Below are 16,469 nucleotides of genomic sequence, written 5' to 3' on the forward strand. Positions count from 1 at the left end.
ATGCCCGAATTGACGATAGACAAACAGAAGGTAAGCATTGACGCCGGCAGTACGATACTCCAGGCCGCGGCGAAGCTCGGCATAGAGATACCTGTTATGTGCCACATGGACGGCTGCGAGATGAGCGGCGGGTGCATGGTCTGTGTTGTCAAAGAGCTTGGAAAAAACAGGCTTGTTCCGGCGTGCAGTGCGCAGGCACAGGACGGAATGGAGATTGACACATGCTGCGGCGAGGTACTCGATGCACGGCGGTCGGCTCTGGAGCTGCTGCTCAGCGATCATCTCGGCGATTGCCTGGGGCCGTGTCAGACGGCGTGCCCGGCGGGAATGGATATTCCGCTGATGCTGCGGCAGATACATACTGGAGAGATGCGAAAAGCCATAGCCACCGTAAAGGCTCATATACCCCTGCCCGGCGTATTAGGCTGGATATGCCCCGCGCCGTGCGAGAAGATATGCCGAATGAGCAGCTTTAATTCTCCGGTCGAAATATGCCGGCTAAAACGCTACGCGGCGGAAGCCGACATAGAAAGCCGCGATATGTATCTGCCTCAAAGGGCCGCCTCGAGAAATAAATCCGTCGCTATTGTCGGTGCCGGCCCTGCGGGGCTTACCGCCGCGTATTATCTGCTGGCTCTGGGCTATGACTGCATTGTATATGACAAGCATTCCACTCCCGGGGGAAATCTGGTTTACAGCGATTGCGTCTCGCAGTTTCCGCGGGAACTGCTCGAAAAGGAGGTATCCGTCATTGAAAGGCTTGGGATGCGATTCAAAGGCGATACCGAAATCGGCAAAACAGTTTCAATAGATGATTTGAAAAGCGGCAATGATGCGGTTCTTGTCGCTGCCGGCGATATGGCTGCCGGCAATGCCGGCGTGTTCGGGCTTGAAACATCTAAAACCGGCATAAAGACAGATGAATTCATGCGGACAGGTGTTGATGGCGTATTTGCTGCCGGCGGGGCGGTTCGCAAGAGACGTATGGCGGTAAGTTCTGTTGCTGACGGACATAAAGCCGCGTTACAGATTGACAGCTATCTGTCCTCGGGTAAGCCGGCTGATATTTCAAAACCGTTTAACAGCCGTATGCCAAAACTCAGCGAAGCGGACAAGGCGGCTTATATTGAAACCGGCATGGTGGGGATGTCTTCTGTTGAGCCTGGGAAAGACAGCTTAAACGCAGAGCAGGCCGTTTTGGAGTCAGGCAGGTGTCTGCACTGCGACTGCCGCGAAAAAGATAGTTGCGTGCTGAAGTCGCTCAGTGAAATCTATGGAGCAGAGCCGCGAAAATATAAATCACCGCAGCGGCCGTTTGCACAGGTTAAGGTCGGCTCGGATGTTGTGTACGAGCCGGGGAAATGCATCAAGTGCGGCCGGTGTGTTGAGACCGCCCGAATCGAACACGAAAAGCTCGGCCTGGCGATGACAGGAAGAGGCTTTGAGACAATTCCTGCGGCTTCGCTTGGTTCTTCCTTTAACGAAGCACTCAAAGGCTCTGCGAAAAAATGCGCGAAAGCGTGTCCTACGGGAGCGTTGTCGATAATTGATGACTAAATTTGAAGCTAAGGCTGCGATTTGCGGTTTTTCAGCAAGGCGCAACTGGTACGTTTCGAGCGAAATTGGTGATTATCCTATACTCGTACTCAAAGTCGATTCTGGATGCCGTACAACAATGTGTATGCCGGCAAAATAAGAGCCTCTCCCGCTTATCACAGGAGAGGCTTGTATTCAAATTTGATTAGTAGCGATTGCCGCCGCCACCGCCGCCGCGACGATCACCGCCGCCGCCACCGCGACGAAATCCGCCGCCGCCACCGCCGCCGCTACGACGGAATCCACCGCCGCCGCCGCGATTTTCAGTTTTTGGGCGAGCCTGGCTTACCTTGATGCTTCTGCCGTCATGATCGGTCTCGTTGAGTTCGTCAATTGCTTTTTGACCCTCTTCATCAGAGCTCATCTCTACAAAACCGAAGCCTTTTGCGCGGCCGGTTTCGCGGTCTGTGATTACACGTGCTGATGTGACTTCTCCGAATTCTTCGAAAAGTCCCTTGAGGTCATCGTCACCGATGCTGTACGGAAGGTTGCCTACATAAATGTTCATTATGGTTTCCTTGTAAATAATATAAAACAGCGGGCTTACGTGCCCCGCTTCTAAGTTCAAACACCTATAAAATTGTCTAATGATAGCACCTGGATGCCGAAAAGCCGGAAACCAAAATTGTTATCTAAGGCCAATATTTATATACATGATTTAAATATTTTGTGTAATTTTACACTTTTCATGTCTTGATGCAAGAAAATTCTAAAATTTTTATAAATCTTTGTGTGCGGCATATTTTGCAGGGGCAAAAGGCGGTACATGAGACAGGTATCAGCAATGGCAATTAGACAGGATTAACATGATTTTATTTGATTTTTTAATCCTGTTTGTCCTGTCAAAAGATGTTAGTTGTAAAATTATGCTTTACAGATAATTATCTAATTATTACCATATATGCTATGAATGTTAGAGAACACATACTCTATTGGAAAAAGCAATCAAGGCTCACGTTACAAGAAAAACTCAACAGGTGCCTCCAAGAATCCACAATCTGATAAGACTGGCGGGAACCGCTGAAATTATTCTTGATGAAAAGCAAATTGATTTTCTAAGAGAATTTGGAGTTTATCAATTAGAGGGACGGTATCCTGATTCTGAGCAAATAGTTTTGAATGAATCATTTGCAGAATCGGAATTAAACAAAGTTAAGGAAATGTCCGAATGGTTGATCAGTCAATTGTGAATTCTATTAAAAATTATATGCTGCAACTTGGAGTATTGGGCATACATCCGGAAAAAGTTATACTTTTCGGCTCTTTTGCAACGGGTAAAGCTAATGAATTAAGCGATATTGATCTTATAGTAATTGCACCGGAATTTGATGGTAACCGTCAAATACAACTGATCAAAAAACTATGGAAAGCAACTTCTGCTGATAATCGTATAGAACCAATACCCTGCGGAAAAGATGAATGGGAAAACAACCATTCAAGACCGATACTCGAAATAGCAAGAAATGAAGGGATAGTTTTTGCAGCGTGATTTAAGGCGGCAGGTATCAGGTTAGCTGCGGTACACCTTGCCGATGCCGATTTGTGAGAGTATCTCGTCTTCTGCGTTGTGCATTTTTTCGAAATCGATCTGGGTCTGGTCATCGAAGCCGAGGTTATGGAGCAGGCCGTGCAGTACGTAGAGACAGAGTTCCGCATCGAAGCTGTGCCCGCGTTTTTCGGCTTCTCTCTGTGCCATCTGTGCGTTTACAATCACCTGGAAGCTGGCGAAATCCTCGAAGTCATCTGTCAGGTCAAAGCTCATCACGTCCGTCGGTGAGTCGTCGTCCATGTACTCACCATGCACGCGGCTTATCGCTGCGTCGTCCACGATGGCTATGTTGAGATCTACCGGGCCTTTGGCGTATTTTTCGCACGCGGCCTGGGCGGCTCTGCGGATTTTGTCCTGCGGGACAGTTATCCCCTCGACTGAATTGTCTATGTCAAATGTGAGTATCATGGTCAGGCCTCTTTGTCGGCGGGCTTGTCGCTGTCAGGCGGGTCGCCGGGGTTTTGGGTTTTATCAGCGGGTAACCGGGTACTATCCTCCGGCCGGTCTGGCTGCTGCAGGGTGTCTTTAGCCGCGGAATCGGTTGTATCCTGCTGTGTGTCGGCGGGTTTTGGCTTGTTCTTTTTTGCTTTTTTGGATTTCTGCCTTGAGTTTTTTCCGTTGTCCTCGTCAGATTCCGGATACGCTATCCGTCCGTGGTGGTGCGCCGCGAGTGAACGGATTATCTCGTCTTCCACAAAGCTGAGCTCTTTTAGCGTCATTTCGCAGTCGTCGAACTGGCCGTCCTGGAGCCTCTGCATCGCGATGCTGTGGACAATTCCGCTGATTTTGGGCTGTGTCAGGTCCTGTGCGGCACGCACAGCTCCTTCGCAGCCGTCAATTAGCATCACGATAGCCTGCTCTTTTGTCTGGGGCTTTGGGCCGGGATAGCGGAAGTCGTTTGGAGAGACTGACTCGCCGCGCTGCTCGGCTTTGCGTTTGGCCTGTTCGTAAAAGTATTTTACAACTGTTGTTCCGTGGTGAGTGGAGATAAAATCGCGTATCAAAGGGGGGATTCCGTACTCACGTGCCAGCTCTGTACCGTTTTTGATGTGGTTTGTTATGACCAGATTGCTCATCGCCGGCGAGAGTGAGTCGTGTTTGTTTCCCATTCCGTTCTGGTTTTCCACGAAGTAATCGGCCTTTTGTATCTTGCCTACGTCGTGATAGTAGCATCCGACTCTTGCCAGAAGTCCGTTTGAGCCGATTGCCTCGGCGGCTTTTTCGGCGATCGAGCCTATCAGCAGGCTGTGGCTGTATGTACCGGGGGCTTCTATGGCGAGCTTTCGCAGCAGCGGCTGGTTAGCGTCGCTGTAAAACAGCAGGGTGGTGCTTGTGGCGATGTTGAAAATACGCTCTATCACCGGCAGGAATCCCTGGATTATAACGCCGACAAAGAATGTAACGAAACCGGCAGAGCCGGCATTGCCGATCATGTCGGGCAGTTTAACGCCCTTTAGCATACCGAAAGCCAGCGACATGGCAACAACTGCCATGGCGGAATAGGTGCTGACCTCAATGAGCTTCATGCGTGTTCTGATGTCCTGGAGCGAAAAACAGCAGACAGCGACACCAGCCATCATCACTGCAAAGAGCTCTGCGCTTCGCTCTGGAGGCGCGGCAAGGGCCGCCAGTATGACATAAAAGAGGCTCATTCCCAAGGCGAACCTTCGGTCGTATGTTATTGCCAGTATTACGGCACATACGACCGCCGTGCCTGTCACCAGGCTTAGCCATTTATAATCAATAGAAGCGGCACGTGTTACCGTCAGCAGAAGCAGAAACATTACGCAGATGCTCAGCGTCCTTAGCGGCTTTTCGGAGACGCGGCGCTTGAAGCAGACAACATACGCGCAGGCTGTGGCAGTGATAAGGGATATCACTATCAGCAGGGCGGCGGTTTTCTGGGCACCGACCCATACGATGCTGCCGCCCTGAAACTCTAAGCTCATCAGTGCGGTTGCTGCCAGCGCGAAGAGAAACGCGAAAAAGAGCCCGAGTTTCATTTTCGGGGAGAAAACCGTTTTGATTTTCTGTGCCCGTTCGGCTGTTTTTGTTTCACGAAACTTCTGGCGTCTCGGATTGATTTTTTTGTCAAAAATTGCCATAAATTCAACTATAATTTAAAAATAGATACCACAGCCCAAATTGTGAGCTTTTGTGGTTTATTGGGTATTATCCTCTATTTGATCTGGTTTGTCAAACCCGCTTCGGGTAAAATCGGGGCCGGCGGCTTTGCTCATCTCGTAGGCATGTACTATGTTCTGCACGAGCTTGTGGCGGACAATGTCTGCTTTTTCGAGGTTTACGAAGCCGACGCCTTTCATGTTGTTGAGTTTGTAAAACGCGTCCTGTAAACCGCTTATGTAGCCGTTGGAGAGGTCCATCTGTGTCAGGTCTCCGGTGACTATCATCTTGGAATTTCTACCCAGACGTGTCAGAAACATCAGCATTTGCGAGGGGGTTGTGTTTTGCGCTTCATCGCAGATAATTACCGCCTCGTTGAGCGTTCTGCCTCGCATAAACGCCAGCGGTATCACCTCGATTATATCCATGGACATAAATCTTTTCATCTGTCCGAATTCCATCACGTCCTCCAGCGCGTCGAAGAGCGGCCGCAGGTAGGGGTTTACCTTGGCCTCTATATCACCGGGGAGGAATCCGAGTTTCTCGCCCGCCTCGACGGCGGGGCGTACGAGCACAATTTTGCGGATTTTCTGGGCCTTGAGCATTGAAACGGCTATCGCAACCGCCAGGTATGTCTTGCCGGTGCCGGCGGGGCCGGTGCAGAAGGTCAGGTCATTTTTCCGCATTGTGCGGACATAGTTTATCTGTCCGCGGGTGAAAGGCTCTACGATTGCTTTGGGTGAGTAAACTTTTATCGCGTCGCCGCTTATGTCGTCGATGTTGCCGCGAACCTGAAAAATGATTTCGTGGATGTCCTGCGCTTTAAACCTGCGGTTGGCGTTGAGTCTGGTGATCAGCTTGGCGAAAACCTCCACCGCGTGATCTACGTTGGCTTGTTCACCGGCGATGTTGAGTTTTCGCTCGCGTGCTACAATTCGCACTTCGAGGTTGTCGCGGACAATCTTGAGAAATTCATCACGCGGGCCGAATAAGAGTTGTAAGTCTATGTTATCGTCTATGTTAAGTATCTTTTCCAATTTAACTCCAATAAGTTAGCTAAAGATAAATATGCCGGAAGCCGGCCGCGGTTTCAATTGAGAAACATGCTTAGATACAAATACGCAAACGGTGCCGCGATAAGCGGTGAGTCGATGATGTCGAGAATTCCGCCGAATCCGGGTATGTAGTTCGCCGAGTCCTTAACGCCGGCATCGCGTTTGAGCATCGATTCGGCCAGGTCTCCGAGCTGTCCGATAACGGCGAATACCGCTCCGAAAACAGCGCCGCCCCATCTGGGCAGAAAATCCACATAGCCGGCCAGCCAGAAGCCTATAACCGCGGCAAAAACCGCACCGCCCAGAAGGCCTTCCCAGCTCTTGCCCGGGCTGATAGTCGGTGAAAATTTGCGTTTGCCGAAGATTCTGCCGAAAGTATAAGCACCTATGTCGCTTGATTTTAGTGTTATGATAGCAAACAGCAGCGCCGCCAGCCCCATTTTGATTCGCAGTCCGACGATGAAACTGCTCATAAGCCCTAAATACATTATAGACAATATCGTTGCAGAGCAGTTGGCGATTGTGGATTCGTAACCCCTGCGCATCGCCTGTTCAAAAAAGACGGCACATACGATAAGTGCCGGTGTGAACGTTATATACGTTATAAGGAAATCGCTTTGAACCTCGGGTTTTACAAATTGGGGCCAGAAAAACGCACTCGCCAGTATGATTGAGCCGGCGATTGCGGGGAAAAGCATCACTTCAAGACCCTTTTTGGCGGCTAATGCCCTCATTTCAAACTGTGCGGGAATGGCCAGCAATGAGACCAGAGCCGTGAAAACAGCACCGTCAAAGACCATTGCCTCGCTGAGCTTGCCGTCGAGATACAAAAGCCCGAACAGCACGGCCAGCATCAAGCTGCCGAATATCAACCTGAATTTTAGCATTAAATTACGTTCCTGTTTCTTAACCGTTTTCAAATAGGGGGATATTCACGAACATCCCCGAAACAGAATTATTTTAAAGGCAACTTACCCCAAATGCAAGTTTTAAAGAGATTTCAGTTAATATTGCAGCCATATTTGAGATGCAATTTAAAATTACATGCATAGCTTTTGAAATTGGAGTAATTTATCCGGCTGCCGGCGGAAAGCCGGATTTCCCAGTAGTAAAATAGTGTTTGATTTTTCTCCGGCTGCATGTTATACTGCGAAGAACTGATGGAATAAATAATATTATTATTGGAGGATAGCAATGACTCCGCAGGAAATGCTCAACAGGGTAGATATTATTCTTGAGGATTCCAAAGCCGGAATACTCTCGACCGCCACGGCTGACGGAACGCCGCACATGAGGTGGCTCACGCCGCTGATCCTTAAACAAAGGCCGGGATGTATCTACGCTGTAACCGCGCCCGGCTCGGCAAAAACGATTGATATTGAATCCTCTCCGAAAGTTGAATGGATGCTCCAGACCCGCGGCTTGACTGAAGTTGTCAATCTTAAGGGCACCGTCACGGCTGTTGACAACCCCGCACTCAAAAGCGAGATATTCGATATACTCGGGCCGCGGCTTACGGTATTCTGGAAGGCGAACCCCGAAAAGGAAGAATTTATAGTCCTGGAAACCGTTATAAAAGAGGGCACGTGGTTCAGGCCTATGAAGGGTATCAGAGAGAGAGTTAAATTTTAACCGGTGGTGCTATGTCAGAAGATTTAAAAAAATACGATAAATCGCTGCTGCAAGATTTGCTCAAGACGATGATGCGCATCCGCCGTTTCGAAGAAAAGGCCGCCCAGGCCTACGGGCTTAGAAAGTTCGGCGGTTTCTGTCACCTCTATATCGGGCAGGAGGCGGTCGCGGCGGGCTCGGTCGCGGCGGTGAATCTTGAAAATGATTACATAATAACGGCTTACAGGGATCACGGCCATGCGCTGGCGGTGGGCATGTCGCCTGATACTGTAATGGCGGAGCTTTTCGGCAGGATAGACGGGTGCAGCCGCGGCAAGGGCGGCTCGATGCATTTATTCGATGCGGATAAGCATTTTTACGGCGGGCATGGTATTGTGGGTGCGCATATTCCGCTGGCGGCGGGGATGGCACTTAAGATAAAATATCATGAGGAGCCGGGTGTTGTTCTGTGCTTTTTCGGTGACGGCGCTATACATCAGGGCAGTTTTCACGAAACTCTCAACATGGCCAGTGTCTGGAAACTGCCGGTGGTATATATCTGCGAGAACAACCATTACGGTATGGGTACGGACTTCCGCCGGGTTTCCTCGCAGCCGCAGCTTTATAAGATGGCGGATTCTTACCGAATGGCCGGCAGGGAAGTCAACGGGATGGACGCTCTGGAAGTGTATGACAATGTTGTCGAGGCGGCCTCTCAGGTGCGCCAAGATAATGTGCCGGCACTTATCGAGATGAAAACGTATCGCTATCAGGGTCATTCGATGAGCGATCCTGCAAAATACAGAACTAAAGATGAAGTAGCGGAATACAAAAATCAGGATCCGATTGTTATACTCAAAGACAGAATGACAGAAGCGGGCCTGCTTGATGAGCAGGAATACAAAAAGCTCGATAATGAGATGAAAAATGCGGCCAAGGATTCTGTGGAGTTTGCCGAAAAGAGCAAGCGGCCGGAACTGAAAACAATGTTTGAAGACGTATTCGCATAGGTGTATGATGCCAAAAATTGCTTTTAGAGAAGCCTTGAGACAGGCAATGGACGAAGAAATGCAGCGTGATGAAAATGTACTGCTGATGGGTGAGGAAGTCGCCCAGTATAACGGAGCGTACAAGGTCAGCCGCGGACTGTGGGACAAGTACGGCGATAAGCGGGTCATTGACACGCCGATAACCGAAGAAGGCTTTACCGGTATCGGGATAGGTGCGGCGATGGCGGGGCTTCGCCCGATAGTTGAGTGGATGACCTTTAATTTCTCGATACAGGCGCTCGATCAGATAATCAACAACGCCGCGAAGATGCGTTATATGTCAGGCGGCCAGTTCAGCCTTCCGATAGTTTTCCGCGGGCCCAACGGCCCTGCCGAATGGCTCTCGTGCCAGCATTCCCAGGCGATCGCCTCGATTTATGCGCACGTGCCGGGGCTTAAGGTAGTTTCGCCGTGCACGCCTTATGATGCTAAGGGGCTGCTCAAAACCGCGATACGGGACGATAACCCTGTGATTTTTATGGAAGCGGAGCTGCTCTACGGGCTCGAGGGTGAAGTCCCCGAGGATGAGTATCTTATCGGTTTTGGAGAGGCGGATATCAAACGCAGCGGGGAGGATTTGACTATAATCAGCTTCGGCAAGGTTGTTCACATGGCTTTGAAAGCTGCCAAAGCACTTGAGCAAGACGATATCGATGCCGAGGTGATAGACCTTCGCAGCATAAAGCCGCTTGATGAGGATACAATAGTTAAATCCGTCAGCAAAACCGGCCGCTGTATTGTGGTTGATGAGTCCTGGCCGTTTGCAAGTGTCGGCTCTCATGTTGCGTGGCTGGTAGGCAACAGGTGCTTTGATATGCTCGACGCACCGGTGGAGCTGGTCAGCAGCGAAGATATCCCAATGCCGTACGAACATACGCTGGAGCTGGCGGCTCAGCCGACACAGGACAAAATATTTTCCGCCGTTGAAAAAGTTTTATATTTAAATTGAGGTAGATAATGGCTCAACAGATACAAATGCTGGCACTCTCACCAACCATGGAAAAGGGAGTGATAACAAAATGGCTCAAAAAAACCGGCGATAAAATCAGCGAGGGAGAGGTGATCTGTGAAGTAGAGACAGACAAGGCAACAATGGAGTACGAATGCCCGGAAGAGGGGACTCTGCTTAAAATAGTCGTGGAAGAGGGGGGCGAAGCGGCGGTTGGAGAAGTCATCGCCATGGTAGGCGAAGAGGGCGAAGATGTTTCTTCCCAGGATAAAAAGCCTGAACAGGAGCCGCAGGCCGGTTCTGAAGAGCAGCCATCTGAAGAAGAGGCTAAAGAAGATTCAGAAAAGCCTGAAAAGAAAGAGAATACCGGCAGCGAAGAGGGCAAACAGGAATCACCAGAGCCGAAAAAGAAAACTGAGCAAAAGAAACAAAAACCCAAAGATGAAAATATAAAAAACAAAGTCAAGTCAACGCCGCTGGCAAGGAAACTCGCCAAACAGCACGGGTTAGAACTTTCATCTATCAGCGGCACCGGGCCTGCGGGCAGAGTCGTGGTGCGGGATGTCGAACAGGCAATCAAGAAAGACAGTAAGCCCGAGAAAAAAGAAGCAGACCCGAGAGCCCTCCGTGAAACTGCCGGCTTGCAAGACGAGGAAGTGCCTGTAAGCTCAATGCGAAAGGCTATTGCCGGTCGGCTTTCAGAATCAAAATTCTCCGCTCCTCATTACTATCTGAAGGTGGACGTAAACACCAGTGAGCTGATCGTAACCCGCGAAAAGCTCAAACTGGATTCTTCGAAAAAGATATCTTTCAATTCATTCCTTATCAAGCTCGCCGCCGAGGCCATCAAGCATCATCCTGTGGTTAACTCGTCGTGGGCGGAGAGCAAGATCGTCCGGCACGGCAGCGTAGATGTTGGGCTTGCGGTGGCTGTCAAAGACGGGCTTATAACGCCTGTAGTGCGTAACTGCGGCAGTAAAGGCATCATGGAGATAGAGAGCGAGCTTGCCGGGCTTATAGAGCTTGCCGGAAACGGCGGGCTTAAGAAGGAACAGTACGAGGGAAATACATTTACGATAAGCAACCTCGGCTCTTACGGCATTGACGAATTCACGGCTATAATAAACCCGCCCGCCTCGGCGATACTTGCCGTCGGCAGGATAACGGATAAACCGGTTATTGATGCGGCGGGTAATATAACTGCCGGGCCGATGATGTCGCTGACATTGAGCTGTGACCACAGGGTTATTGACGGAGCCGCCGGCGCTGCGTTTCTAAGCGACCTCAAGCGTTTCATAGAGGAGCCGATATCGGCATTCTATTGATATTTGCTTGTAAGTCATGTTTTAGCAATTTTTTAACCGGCAAACAAATTTTACCACACGAATAGCTCGAAAAGGTGAAAAACAGGTTGACATTTTGCTGATATGTTTATATCATTCCAAATAATCAATATGATTTCGTTAAATTATAGTGGTTATGAGTAACATACAGCCGATCTGCTGTTTAAGTTGAATCGGGGGGAACAAATGCAAAATATTATAGACGTAAATACGGGTGATGTTAAAGTCTCCTGTGGCGGTGAAGTGCTTAGAAGCCTTGCGTTAGGTTCGTGTATTGCAGTAGTTGCATACGATCCTGCATCAGGTGCAGGTGGAATTGCACACATAATGCTCCCGGGCATGGCCCCTGAAAACGCCAGACTTTCCGGTACTTTTTATGCAGAAGACGCAATTTCTAACATGTTAGAGCTGTTTTCTGAAGCGGGCACAGATACCGGGAATTTAGAGGTGTTCCTCGTCGGAGCGGCAAATGTGCTTAAACGTCACGATGATACAATATGCGAGGCCAACATAAACTCTGTCTTAAAGATTATGGACGAGAAAGGTATAAATGTAGTTTCGAGTTTCCTTGGCGGAACAGAGAGAAAAAGAGTTTACCTTGACACATCAAGCGGATCAGTTTTTTGCTCCCAGGGCGATGATAGCGATATGATAACACTAAGAGGGCCCGGGCAAAACGCTGATTTTGTTTCTTATATTTAGAAAAGGTGCCTTAAATGACTGACAATGAAAAATTTAAAGATGACGACAAGTCTTCAATTCCAGGGTCAGACGGTTGCGGCGAGACATGTGAATTATTGTCGGAAAACAGGCAACTTTCAGCTGCTAATCAGCAACTGCGGGCGGCCGAACAGCAGCTTCGCAGCATTGAGCAGGAACTTGAGAAAAAGAACCGCGACCTCAGAGAACGTGTCAAGGAGCTTAACTGCATGTACGGTCTTTCTAAAATTTCAGAGGAAGCCGGCAATGACATAGATAAAATTTTCCGTTCTCTGACCGAATTGATACCCCAGGGATTTCAGTATCCGGATATAACAGCCGTAAGAGTAATCTATGGCGATAAAGTTTTTACATCAAAGAACTTTAAGCAGACCGACTGGTGTATCTCGGCGGATCTAACAAAAGATTGCGGCAAACATGGCAGTCTCGAGGTGTATTATCTCAAAGAGATGCCTGCCTGTGATGAGGGGCCATTTCTCAAGGAGGAGAGAAAACTGCTCAACTCCCTTGCCTCCCGGGTTTCTATAGTGGCGCAGAACATTATTAATACACTGAATTTAAAAGATTCAGACAGGCAGTTAAGGGCTGTTAATCAGCAGCTTCGTTCCAAAAATGAGCAGCTGATCGTTGAAAAGAATTTATTTGAGGAAATGTTTGAAAGGGCCATAAACTGTATAGCGATCTATGAGCCGACAGCTGACGGCAAAGATTTTGTATTTAAGGGTTTTAATCCTTCCGCACAGCGAACGGAGGGCATAGATAAAGAGCAGGTTATAGGTAAAAGAATGACCGAGGTATTCCCCGGTGTTCAGGATAGCAGCTTTTTTGAGGCATCAGTCAAGGTGCTCGAAACCGGTGTTCCAGAGTATCTTCCGCCGTTTAAATACCAGGATGAGCGGATAAGCGGCTGGCGGGAGAGCTATATATTTAAGCTCTCTTCCGGTGAAATAGTAACCACTTACATTGATGTTACAGCTCGGATTGAATCATATCAGCAGCTCAAAGTTGCCAACCAGCAGCTCAGGGCCACTGAACAGCAGCTTCGGGCGGCTAATCAACAGCTTGTTTCAAGTGAACAGCAGCTCAAAGCGTCGAACCAGCAGCTTCGGGCCGCCAATCAGCAGCTTGCGGCGAACGAACAGCAGCTCCGTGCGGCAAATCAGCAGCTTATGGCGGGCGAGCAGCAGCTCCGTGCGGCAAATCAGCAGCTCGTGTCAAGCAAAAGAGAGCTGCAGGTCAGCAAGCAGCTTTTTGAAGAGCTCTTCAGGTGCACAACCAACTGCATTGCAATATACAAAGCTGTGGAAGATGGAAATGATTTTATCGTAAAGGATATTAACCTCGCAGTAGAAAAAACCGAGAAACTCATCAGAGATGAGGTTATAGGCAGGAGAGTCCTTGAGGTTTTCCCCGGTCTTGCGGATTTGGGTTTCAGGGAATCCCTGAGACATGTTTATAAAACGGGTACTGCAGAGGACATCCCGCCGTTCAAATACAAAAACCCGCGGCTCAAGGGCTGGGGCTGGCGTAAGAACTATCTGTTCAAGCTGCCCTCCGGCGAAGTGGTCGCTTCCTACAGTGATATAACCGAAAAGGTCAACCATGAGAGGATGCTGCGTGAAAGCGAAGAGCGGTTCAGACATGCTTATGAGCGGTCTCCTCTGGGGTATCAGTCGCTGGATAAAGACGGCCGTATATTAAAGGCCAACCCTGCATGGTCAGAGCTGACAGGGTACTCTATAGAGCAGATGCGGGGGGAACTATTTGTAGATTTACTTTCGCCGGAGAGTAAAGAGTATTTTGAGCAATGTTTTGCCGCTTTCAAAAAAGACGGCGAGATGGTTGATAAAAATTTCGAGATCATCCGAAAAGACGGCAGGAGCGTGCTGGTCTCAATAGATGGAAAGATAGGGCACGACCGGCACGGTAATTTCAAGCAGACTCACTGCATTCTCAAAGATATGACCGCTCAAAAGCAGAAAGAAAAAGAGCAGGAAGAATTAAACCGGGAGCTTGAAGAACGGGTTAAGCGCAGAACCGCGCAGCTTGACCGGACAAATGAGAAACTTCACAAGCTGGCGTTCAGGTTCTCGATGCTTGAGGAACAGACAAAGAAGAAAATCGCCGAACAGATTCACGATGACGCGTTGCAGATACTTGTCTATTTGAACATGAAATTTTCTGACTTGCTGGAGTATAATACTTCAGAGAAATATGTAAAAATCGTTAAAAGGCTCGAAAAAGAAACCAAAGATCTCATTCACCGGTTGAGATACATGCTGTTTGATCTCAAAACCCCCATGCTTACAGAGCTGGGGCTGGCCGCTTCTATTAGAGAATGGCTTAAAAAAGAAGTAGAAGAAAAACACGGCATCTCAACTACATTTGAGGATAATGGCGATGTGAGGATCCTTGATGAGGAGCTGCGGCTGATACTCTACCGTTCAGTACGGGAGCTTTTGACAAATGTTATAAAGCACGCGGAGGCTAATAATGTGAAAGTTGTGAAAGAAAGGCTCGGCGATAACGTTGTTATAACTGTAGAGGATGATGGGAAAGGGTTCAAGAAAACCATCTTCGAAGAGAATGATGTAAGTATGGGCGGTTTCGGGCTGCTTTCAATCGAGGAGCGTCTGCTTCAGCACGATGGAAAACTTGAGATAGAAGACCTGCCGGGCGGCGGAACACGGATTGTTTTACAGGTACCTCACAGATAAACTGTTTAAAGTAATACAGGTTATATTTATGGCTATTAGAGTTTTGTTGGTTGACGACAGCGACATCATCAGAGAAGGCATCAGCGAATTAATATCCGAAGAACCGGATATTGAGGTTGTAGGCGAAGCCAATGACGGTATTTATGCTCTTGATGCGGTGCGGGAAAAAAGGCCGGATATTGTCCTGATGGATATAAGTATGCCGTTGATGAACGGGATCGAAGCCGCGGCAAGAATTAAGGCTGAAATACCTGATTTGAAGATTCTGGCACTTTCAGTTCATCATAAATGCGAATATATTCAGGGAATGAAATCAGCGGGGGCCTCTGCCTATATATTAAAGGAAAACGCCCGCTCAGACCTTATTCCCGCAATAAAAAAATTAACAGAGAATTAATTCTCAGCCGGATTAACTTTAAGCCCCAGCCGCGGCAGCTTAAGGGCATTTCAGGCATTTCGTTCAGCGGCACATGAGCCGGATTTTTCAACCTGACTTCAGTGGGACATTATTCACTGTATATCTGCCTGAACTTATGGGGTGAGATGCCGGTTTCCAGCTTGAAATACCTTGCTATGTGGTTAGCATCGTTGAAACCCATATTGTAGGCTATCTCAGATATCGAGATGTCTGTTTCTTTGAGCATTTTGCTCATTAACTCAATTCTGCTTCTCTTGATTTCATCATAAACCGTTCTATTGAGTACTTTTCTGAACTTTCTTTCGAGACTTCGTCTGTTGATACCTACATTGGCGGCCACATCGTTTACCTGCAAATGGCTCCTGCTGTTCTTGGTGATATAATGCAGTGCCGCGGCAACATCCGGATCTCTTAACAAAGGTATATTGGTTGATTCCCGTGTTATTACTTTTATTGGCTTTATTATTATATCTTCAACTGCGTTGAACCGTCCGGTAAGCATACGGTCAAGAGTCTTGGCCGCCTCGTATCCCGCCCTGCCAATGTCCAGAGATATGCTTGAGAGCTGCGGTGATACCATCTCGCAGATCATATCGTCGTTGTTCACCCCCAGTATGGATACTTCCTGGGGTATTTTAACATCGGCAAGTTTGGCGGCTTCTATAATGGAGGCCCCGTTGACATCGTTGCAGGCCATCAGCCCCGCAGGTTTGGGCAGAGATTTGAGCCAGTCGGCAAGCTCCTGCATCTGTTTTCCATAGTCTGATATTTTCTTCTGCTGAAAACAGTGTATCTCCTTTCCCCGCGGCAGGGTTTGGATGAATGCTTCCTGGCGTTCGTGCGACCAGGGCATGTTATCAAAGCCGCAATAGGCAAGGTTCTCAAAACCTTTTTCAAGCATATAATGAGCAGCCATTTCGCCTATGAGCCGGGAATCGCTTACAATGTTCGGGACACCTTTTATACTTTTTTCGTGACGGATCGATACCACCGCCGGGATGCCGAGTCTGAGCAGTTTCATATTATCAGGTGTATCCCGCATTATTAAACCGTCAAAATCATGTACAGCCGCCTCGGGCAGGGCGTCAGCAAATCCTCGCGGCTCATTATAAAACACCCAGGATGCGGCGGCATTGGCATACTTGAGAATTCCCCTGATGAGTGTTCTACCGTAGGAGGTTGATGTCTCTATAAGCAATGCAATTTTTTTCTGGTGTTTCATCAAATCAATTATAACATTCAGGCAAGTGGATTACAAATTCAAATGTGTCGTAATATGGTGTTTTTTTGATACGCAGAAAGGTGTTTAAACTGCTGTCTGATTTACTATAATATACA

General features: G+C 48.5%; 17 protein-coding genes. 11 read left to right on the forward strand and 6 right to left on the reverse strand.

Annotated features, from left to right (window positions below):
• Nucleotides 1–1,557, forward strand: coding sequence for a 2Fe-2S iron-sulfur cluster-binding protein (locus tag SMSP2_RS00525; RefSeq protein WP_146682081.1), 1,557 nt, complete (start codon nt 1–3; stop codon nt 1,555–1,557).
• A complete protein-coding gene (locus tag SMSP2_RS14745) occupies nt 1,550–1,696 on the forward strand; it encodes a hypothetical protein (RefSeq protein ID WP_186804772.1) in 147 nt (48 codons plus the stop codon). The genes SMSP2_RS00525 and SMSP2_RS14745 overlap by 8 nt, the downstream gene beginning before the upstream one ends.
• Before the next feature lie 45 nt (nt 1,697–1,741).
• On the opposite strand, the gene SMSP2_RS00530 is transcribed toward SMSP2_RS14745, so the two are convergent.
• A complete protein-coding gene (locus tag SMSP2_RS00530) occupies nt 1,742–2,104 on the reverse strand; it encodes an RNA recognition motif domain-containing protein (protein WP_146682082.1) in 363 nt (120 codons plus the stop codon).
• A gap of 424 nt (nt 2,105–2,528) precedes the next feature.
• Between SMSP2_RS00530 and SMSP2_RS00535 the strand changes: the two genes are divergently transcribed.
• Together SMSP2_RS00535 and SMSP2_RS00540 are read left to right on the forward strand one after the other, a co-directional pair.
• Entirely contained in the window at nt 2,529–2,786 is a 258-nt protein-coding gene (locus tag SMSP2_RS00535; protein WP_146682083.1) for a HEPN domain-containing protein, read from the forward strand.
• Nucleotides 2,765–3,085 (forward strand): nucleotidyltransferase domain-containing protein, encoded by a 321-nt coding sequence (locus SMSP2_RS00540; protein WP_146682084.1) that lies wholly within the window; start codon nt 2,765–2,767, stop codon nt 3,083–3,085. The genes SMSP2_RS00535 and SMSP2_RS00540 overlap by 22 nt, the downstream gene beginning before the upstream one ends.
• 21 nt (nt 3,086–3,106) lie before the next feature.
• Here SMSP2_RS00540 and ybeY read toward each other — a convergent pair whose 3' ends face one another.
• Genes ybeY through SMSP2_RS00560 form a run of 4 tightly spaced genes read right to left on the reverse strand, consistent with a single transcriptional unit; the run spans nt 3,107 to nt 7,211 of the window.
• Nucleotides 3,107–3,553: an rRNA maturation RNase YbeY gene (gene ybeY / locus SMSP2_RS00545; RefSeq protein ID WP_146682085.1), complete on the reverse strand. Its 447-nt coding sequence runs from the start codon at nt 3,551–3,553 to the stop codon at nt 3,107–3,109.
• A 2-nt stretch (nt 3,554–3,555) separates the two neighbouring features.
• Nucleotides 3,556–5,250 (reverse strand): HD family phosphohydrolase, encoded by a 1,695-nt coding sequence (locus SMSP2_RS00550; RefSeq protein ID WP_146682086.1) that lies wholly within the window; start codon nt 5,248–5,250, stop codon nt 3,556–3,558.
• Between the two features lie 57 nt (nt 5,251–5,307).
• Nucleotides 5,308–6,306, reverse strand: a complete 999-nt coding sequence (locus SMSP2_RS00555) for a PhoH family protein (protein WP_222566375.1) — start codon at nt 6,304–6,306, stop codon at nt 5,308–5,310.
• A gap of 53 nt (nt 6,307–6,359) precedes the next feature.
• Nucleotides 6,360–7,211, reverse strand: a complete 852-nt coding sequence (locus SMSP2_RS00560) for a phosphatidate cytidylyltransferase (protein ID WP_146682087.1) — start codon at nt 7,209–7,211, stop codon at nt 6,360–6,362.
• A gap of 307 nt (nt 7,212–7,518) precedes the next feature.
• Between SMSP2_RS00560 and SMSP2_RS00565 the strand changes: the two genes are divergently transcribed.
• The 7 genes from SMSP2_RS00565 to SMSP2_RS00595 all read left to right on the forward strand — a co-directional run bounded on the left by SMSP2_RS00565 (nt 7,519) and on the right by SMSP2_RS00595 (nt 15,110).
• The gene (locus SMSP2_RS00565; protein WP_146682088.1) at nt 7,519–7,956 is read left to right on the forward strand and encodes a pyridoxamine 5'-phosphate oxidase family protein; all 438 of its coding nucleotides are present in this window, start codon (nt 7,519–7,521) and stop codon (nt 7,954–7,956) included.
• Between the two features lie 11 nt (nt 7,957–7,967).
• Complete coding sequence (pdhA, locus tag SMSP2_RS00570; RefSeq protein ID WP_146682089.1) at nt 7,968–8,945, forward strand: pyruvate dehydrogenase (acetyl-transferring) E1 component subunit alpha; 978 nt, start codon at nt 7,968–7,970, stop codon at nt 8,943–8,945.
• A gap of 7 nt (nt 8,946–8,952) precedes the next feature.
• Nucleotides 8,953–9,933, forward strand: a complete 981-nt coding sequence (locus tag SMSP2_RS00575; RefSeq protein ID WP_146684781.1) for a pyruvate dehydrogenase complex E1 component subunit beta — start codon at nt 8,953–8,955, stop codon at nt 9,931–9,933.
• 8 nt (nt 9,934–9,941) lie between these two features.
• On the forward strand, nt 9,942–11,258 hold the full coding sequence (locus SMSP2_RS00580; RefSeq protein ID WP_222566377.1) for a dihydrolipoamide acetyltransferase family protein: 1,317 nt from the start codon (nt 9,942–9,944) through the stop codon (nt 11,256–11,258).
• A 204-nt stretch (nt 11,259–11,462) separates the two neighbouring features.
• Nucleotides 11,463–11,978, forward strand: coding sequence for a chemotaxis protein CheD (locus tag SMSP2_RS00585; protein ID WP_146682090.1), 516 nt, complete (start codon nt 11,463–11,465; stop codon nt 11,976–11,978).
• Between the two features lie 14 nt (nt 11,979–11,992).
• Nucleotides 11,993–14,713, forward strand: a complete 2,721-nt coding sequence (locus tag SMSP2_RS00590; protein WP_146682091.1) for a PAS domain S-box protein — start codon at nt 11,993–11,995, stop codon at nt 14,711–14,713.
• Between the two features lie 28 nt (nt 14,714–14,741).
• A complete protein-coding gene (locus SMSP2_RS00595) occupies nt 14,742–15,110 on the forward strand; it encodes a response regulator (protein WP_146682092.1) in 369 nt (122 codons plus the stop codon).
• Nucleotides 15,111–15,219: 109 nt separating this feature from the next.
• Here SMSP2_RS00595 and SMSP2_RS00600 read toward each other — a convergent pair whose 3' ends face one another.
• Nucleotides 15,220–16,353 carry a DNA-binding transcriptional regulator gene (locus SMSP2_RS00600; protein WP_146682093.1) on the reverse strand — a complete coding sequence of 378 codons (1,134 nt, stop codon included), beginning with the start codon at nt 16,351–16,353 and terminating at the stop codon, nt 15,220–15,222.
• Between the last annotated feature and the right edge of the window lie 116 nt (nt 16,354–16,469).

This window comes from Limihaloglobus sulfuriphilus (assembly GCF_001999965.1).
GTDB lineage: Bacteria > Planctomycetota > Phycisphaerae > Sedimentisphaerales > Sedimentisphaeraceae > Limihaloglobus > Limihaloglobus sulfuriphilus.

Excerpts from the sequence above, each read along its gene's own strand:
- SMSP2_RS00540 (WP_146682084.1), top strand. The coding sequence starts at position 2,765 with ATGGTTGATCAGTCAATTGTGAATTCTATTAAAAATTATATGCTGCAA.
- SMSP2_RS00600 (WP_146682093.1), bottom strand. The coding sequence starts at position 16,353 with ATGAAACACCAGAAAAAAATTGCATTGCTTATAGAGACATCAACCTCC.
- SMSP2_RS00560 (WP_146682087.1), bottom strand. The coding sequence starts at position 7,211 with ATGCTAAAATTCAGGTTGATATTCGGCAGCTTGATGCTGGCCGTGCTG.
- SMSP2_RS00590 (WP_146682091.1), top strand. The coding sequence starts at position 11,993 with ATGACTGACAATGAAAAATTTAAAGATGACGACAAGTCTTCAATTCCA.
- SMSP2_RS00575 (WP_146684781.1), top strand. The coding sequence starts at position 8,953 with ATGCCAAAAATTGCTTTTAGAGAAGCCTTGAGACAGGCAATGGACGAA.
- ybeY (WP_146682085.1), bottom strand. The coding sequence starts at position 3,553 with ATGATACTCACATTTGACATAGACAATTCAGTCGAGGGGATAACTGTC.
- SMSP2_RS00580 (WP_222566377.1), top strand. The coding sequence starts at position 9,942 with ATGGCTCAACAGATACAAATGCTGGCACTCTCACCAACCATGGAAAAG.
- pdhA (WP_146682089.1), top strand. The coding sequence starts at position 7,968 with ATGTCAGAAGATTTAAAAAAATACGATAAATCGCTGCTGCAAGATTTG.
- SMSP2_RS00525 (WP_146682081.1), top strand. The coding sequence starts at position 1 with ATGCCCGAATTGACGATAGACAAACAGAAGGTAAGCATTGACGCCGGC.
- SMSP2_RS14745 (WP_186804772.1), top strand. The coding sequence starts at position 1,550 with ATGACTAAATTTGAAGCTAAGGCTGCGATTTGCGGTTTTTCAGCAAGG.
- SMSP2_RS00530 (WP_146682082.1), bottom strand. The coding sequence starts at position 2,104 with ATGAACATTTATGTAGGCAACCTTCCGTACAGCATCGGTGACGATGAC.
- SMSP2_RS00550 (WP_146682086.1), bottom strand. The coding sequence starts at position 5,250 with ATGGCAATTTTTGACAAAAAAATCAATCCGAGACGCCAGAAGTTTCGT.
- SMSP2_RS00565 (WP_146682088.1), top strand. The coding sequence starts at position 7,519 with ATGACTCCGCAGGAAATGCTCAACAGGGTAGATATTATTCTTGAGGAT.
- SMSP2_RS00595 (WP_146682092.1), top strand. The coding sequence starts at position 14,742 with ATGGCTATTAGAGTTTTGTTGGTTGACGACAGCGACATCATCAGAGAA.
- SMSP2_RS00585 (WP_146682090.1), top strand. The coding sequence starts at position 11,463 with ATGCAAAATATTATAGACGTAAATACGGGTGATGTTAAAGTCTCCTGT.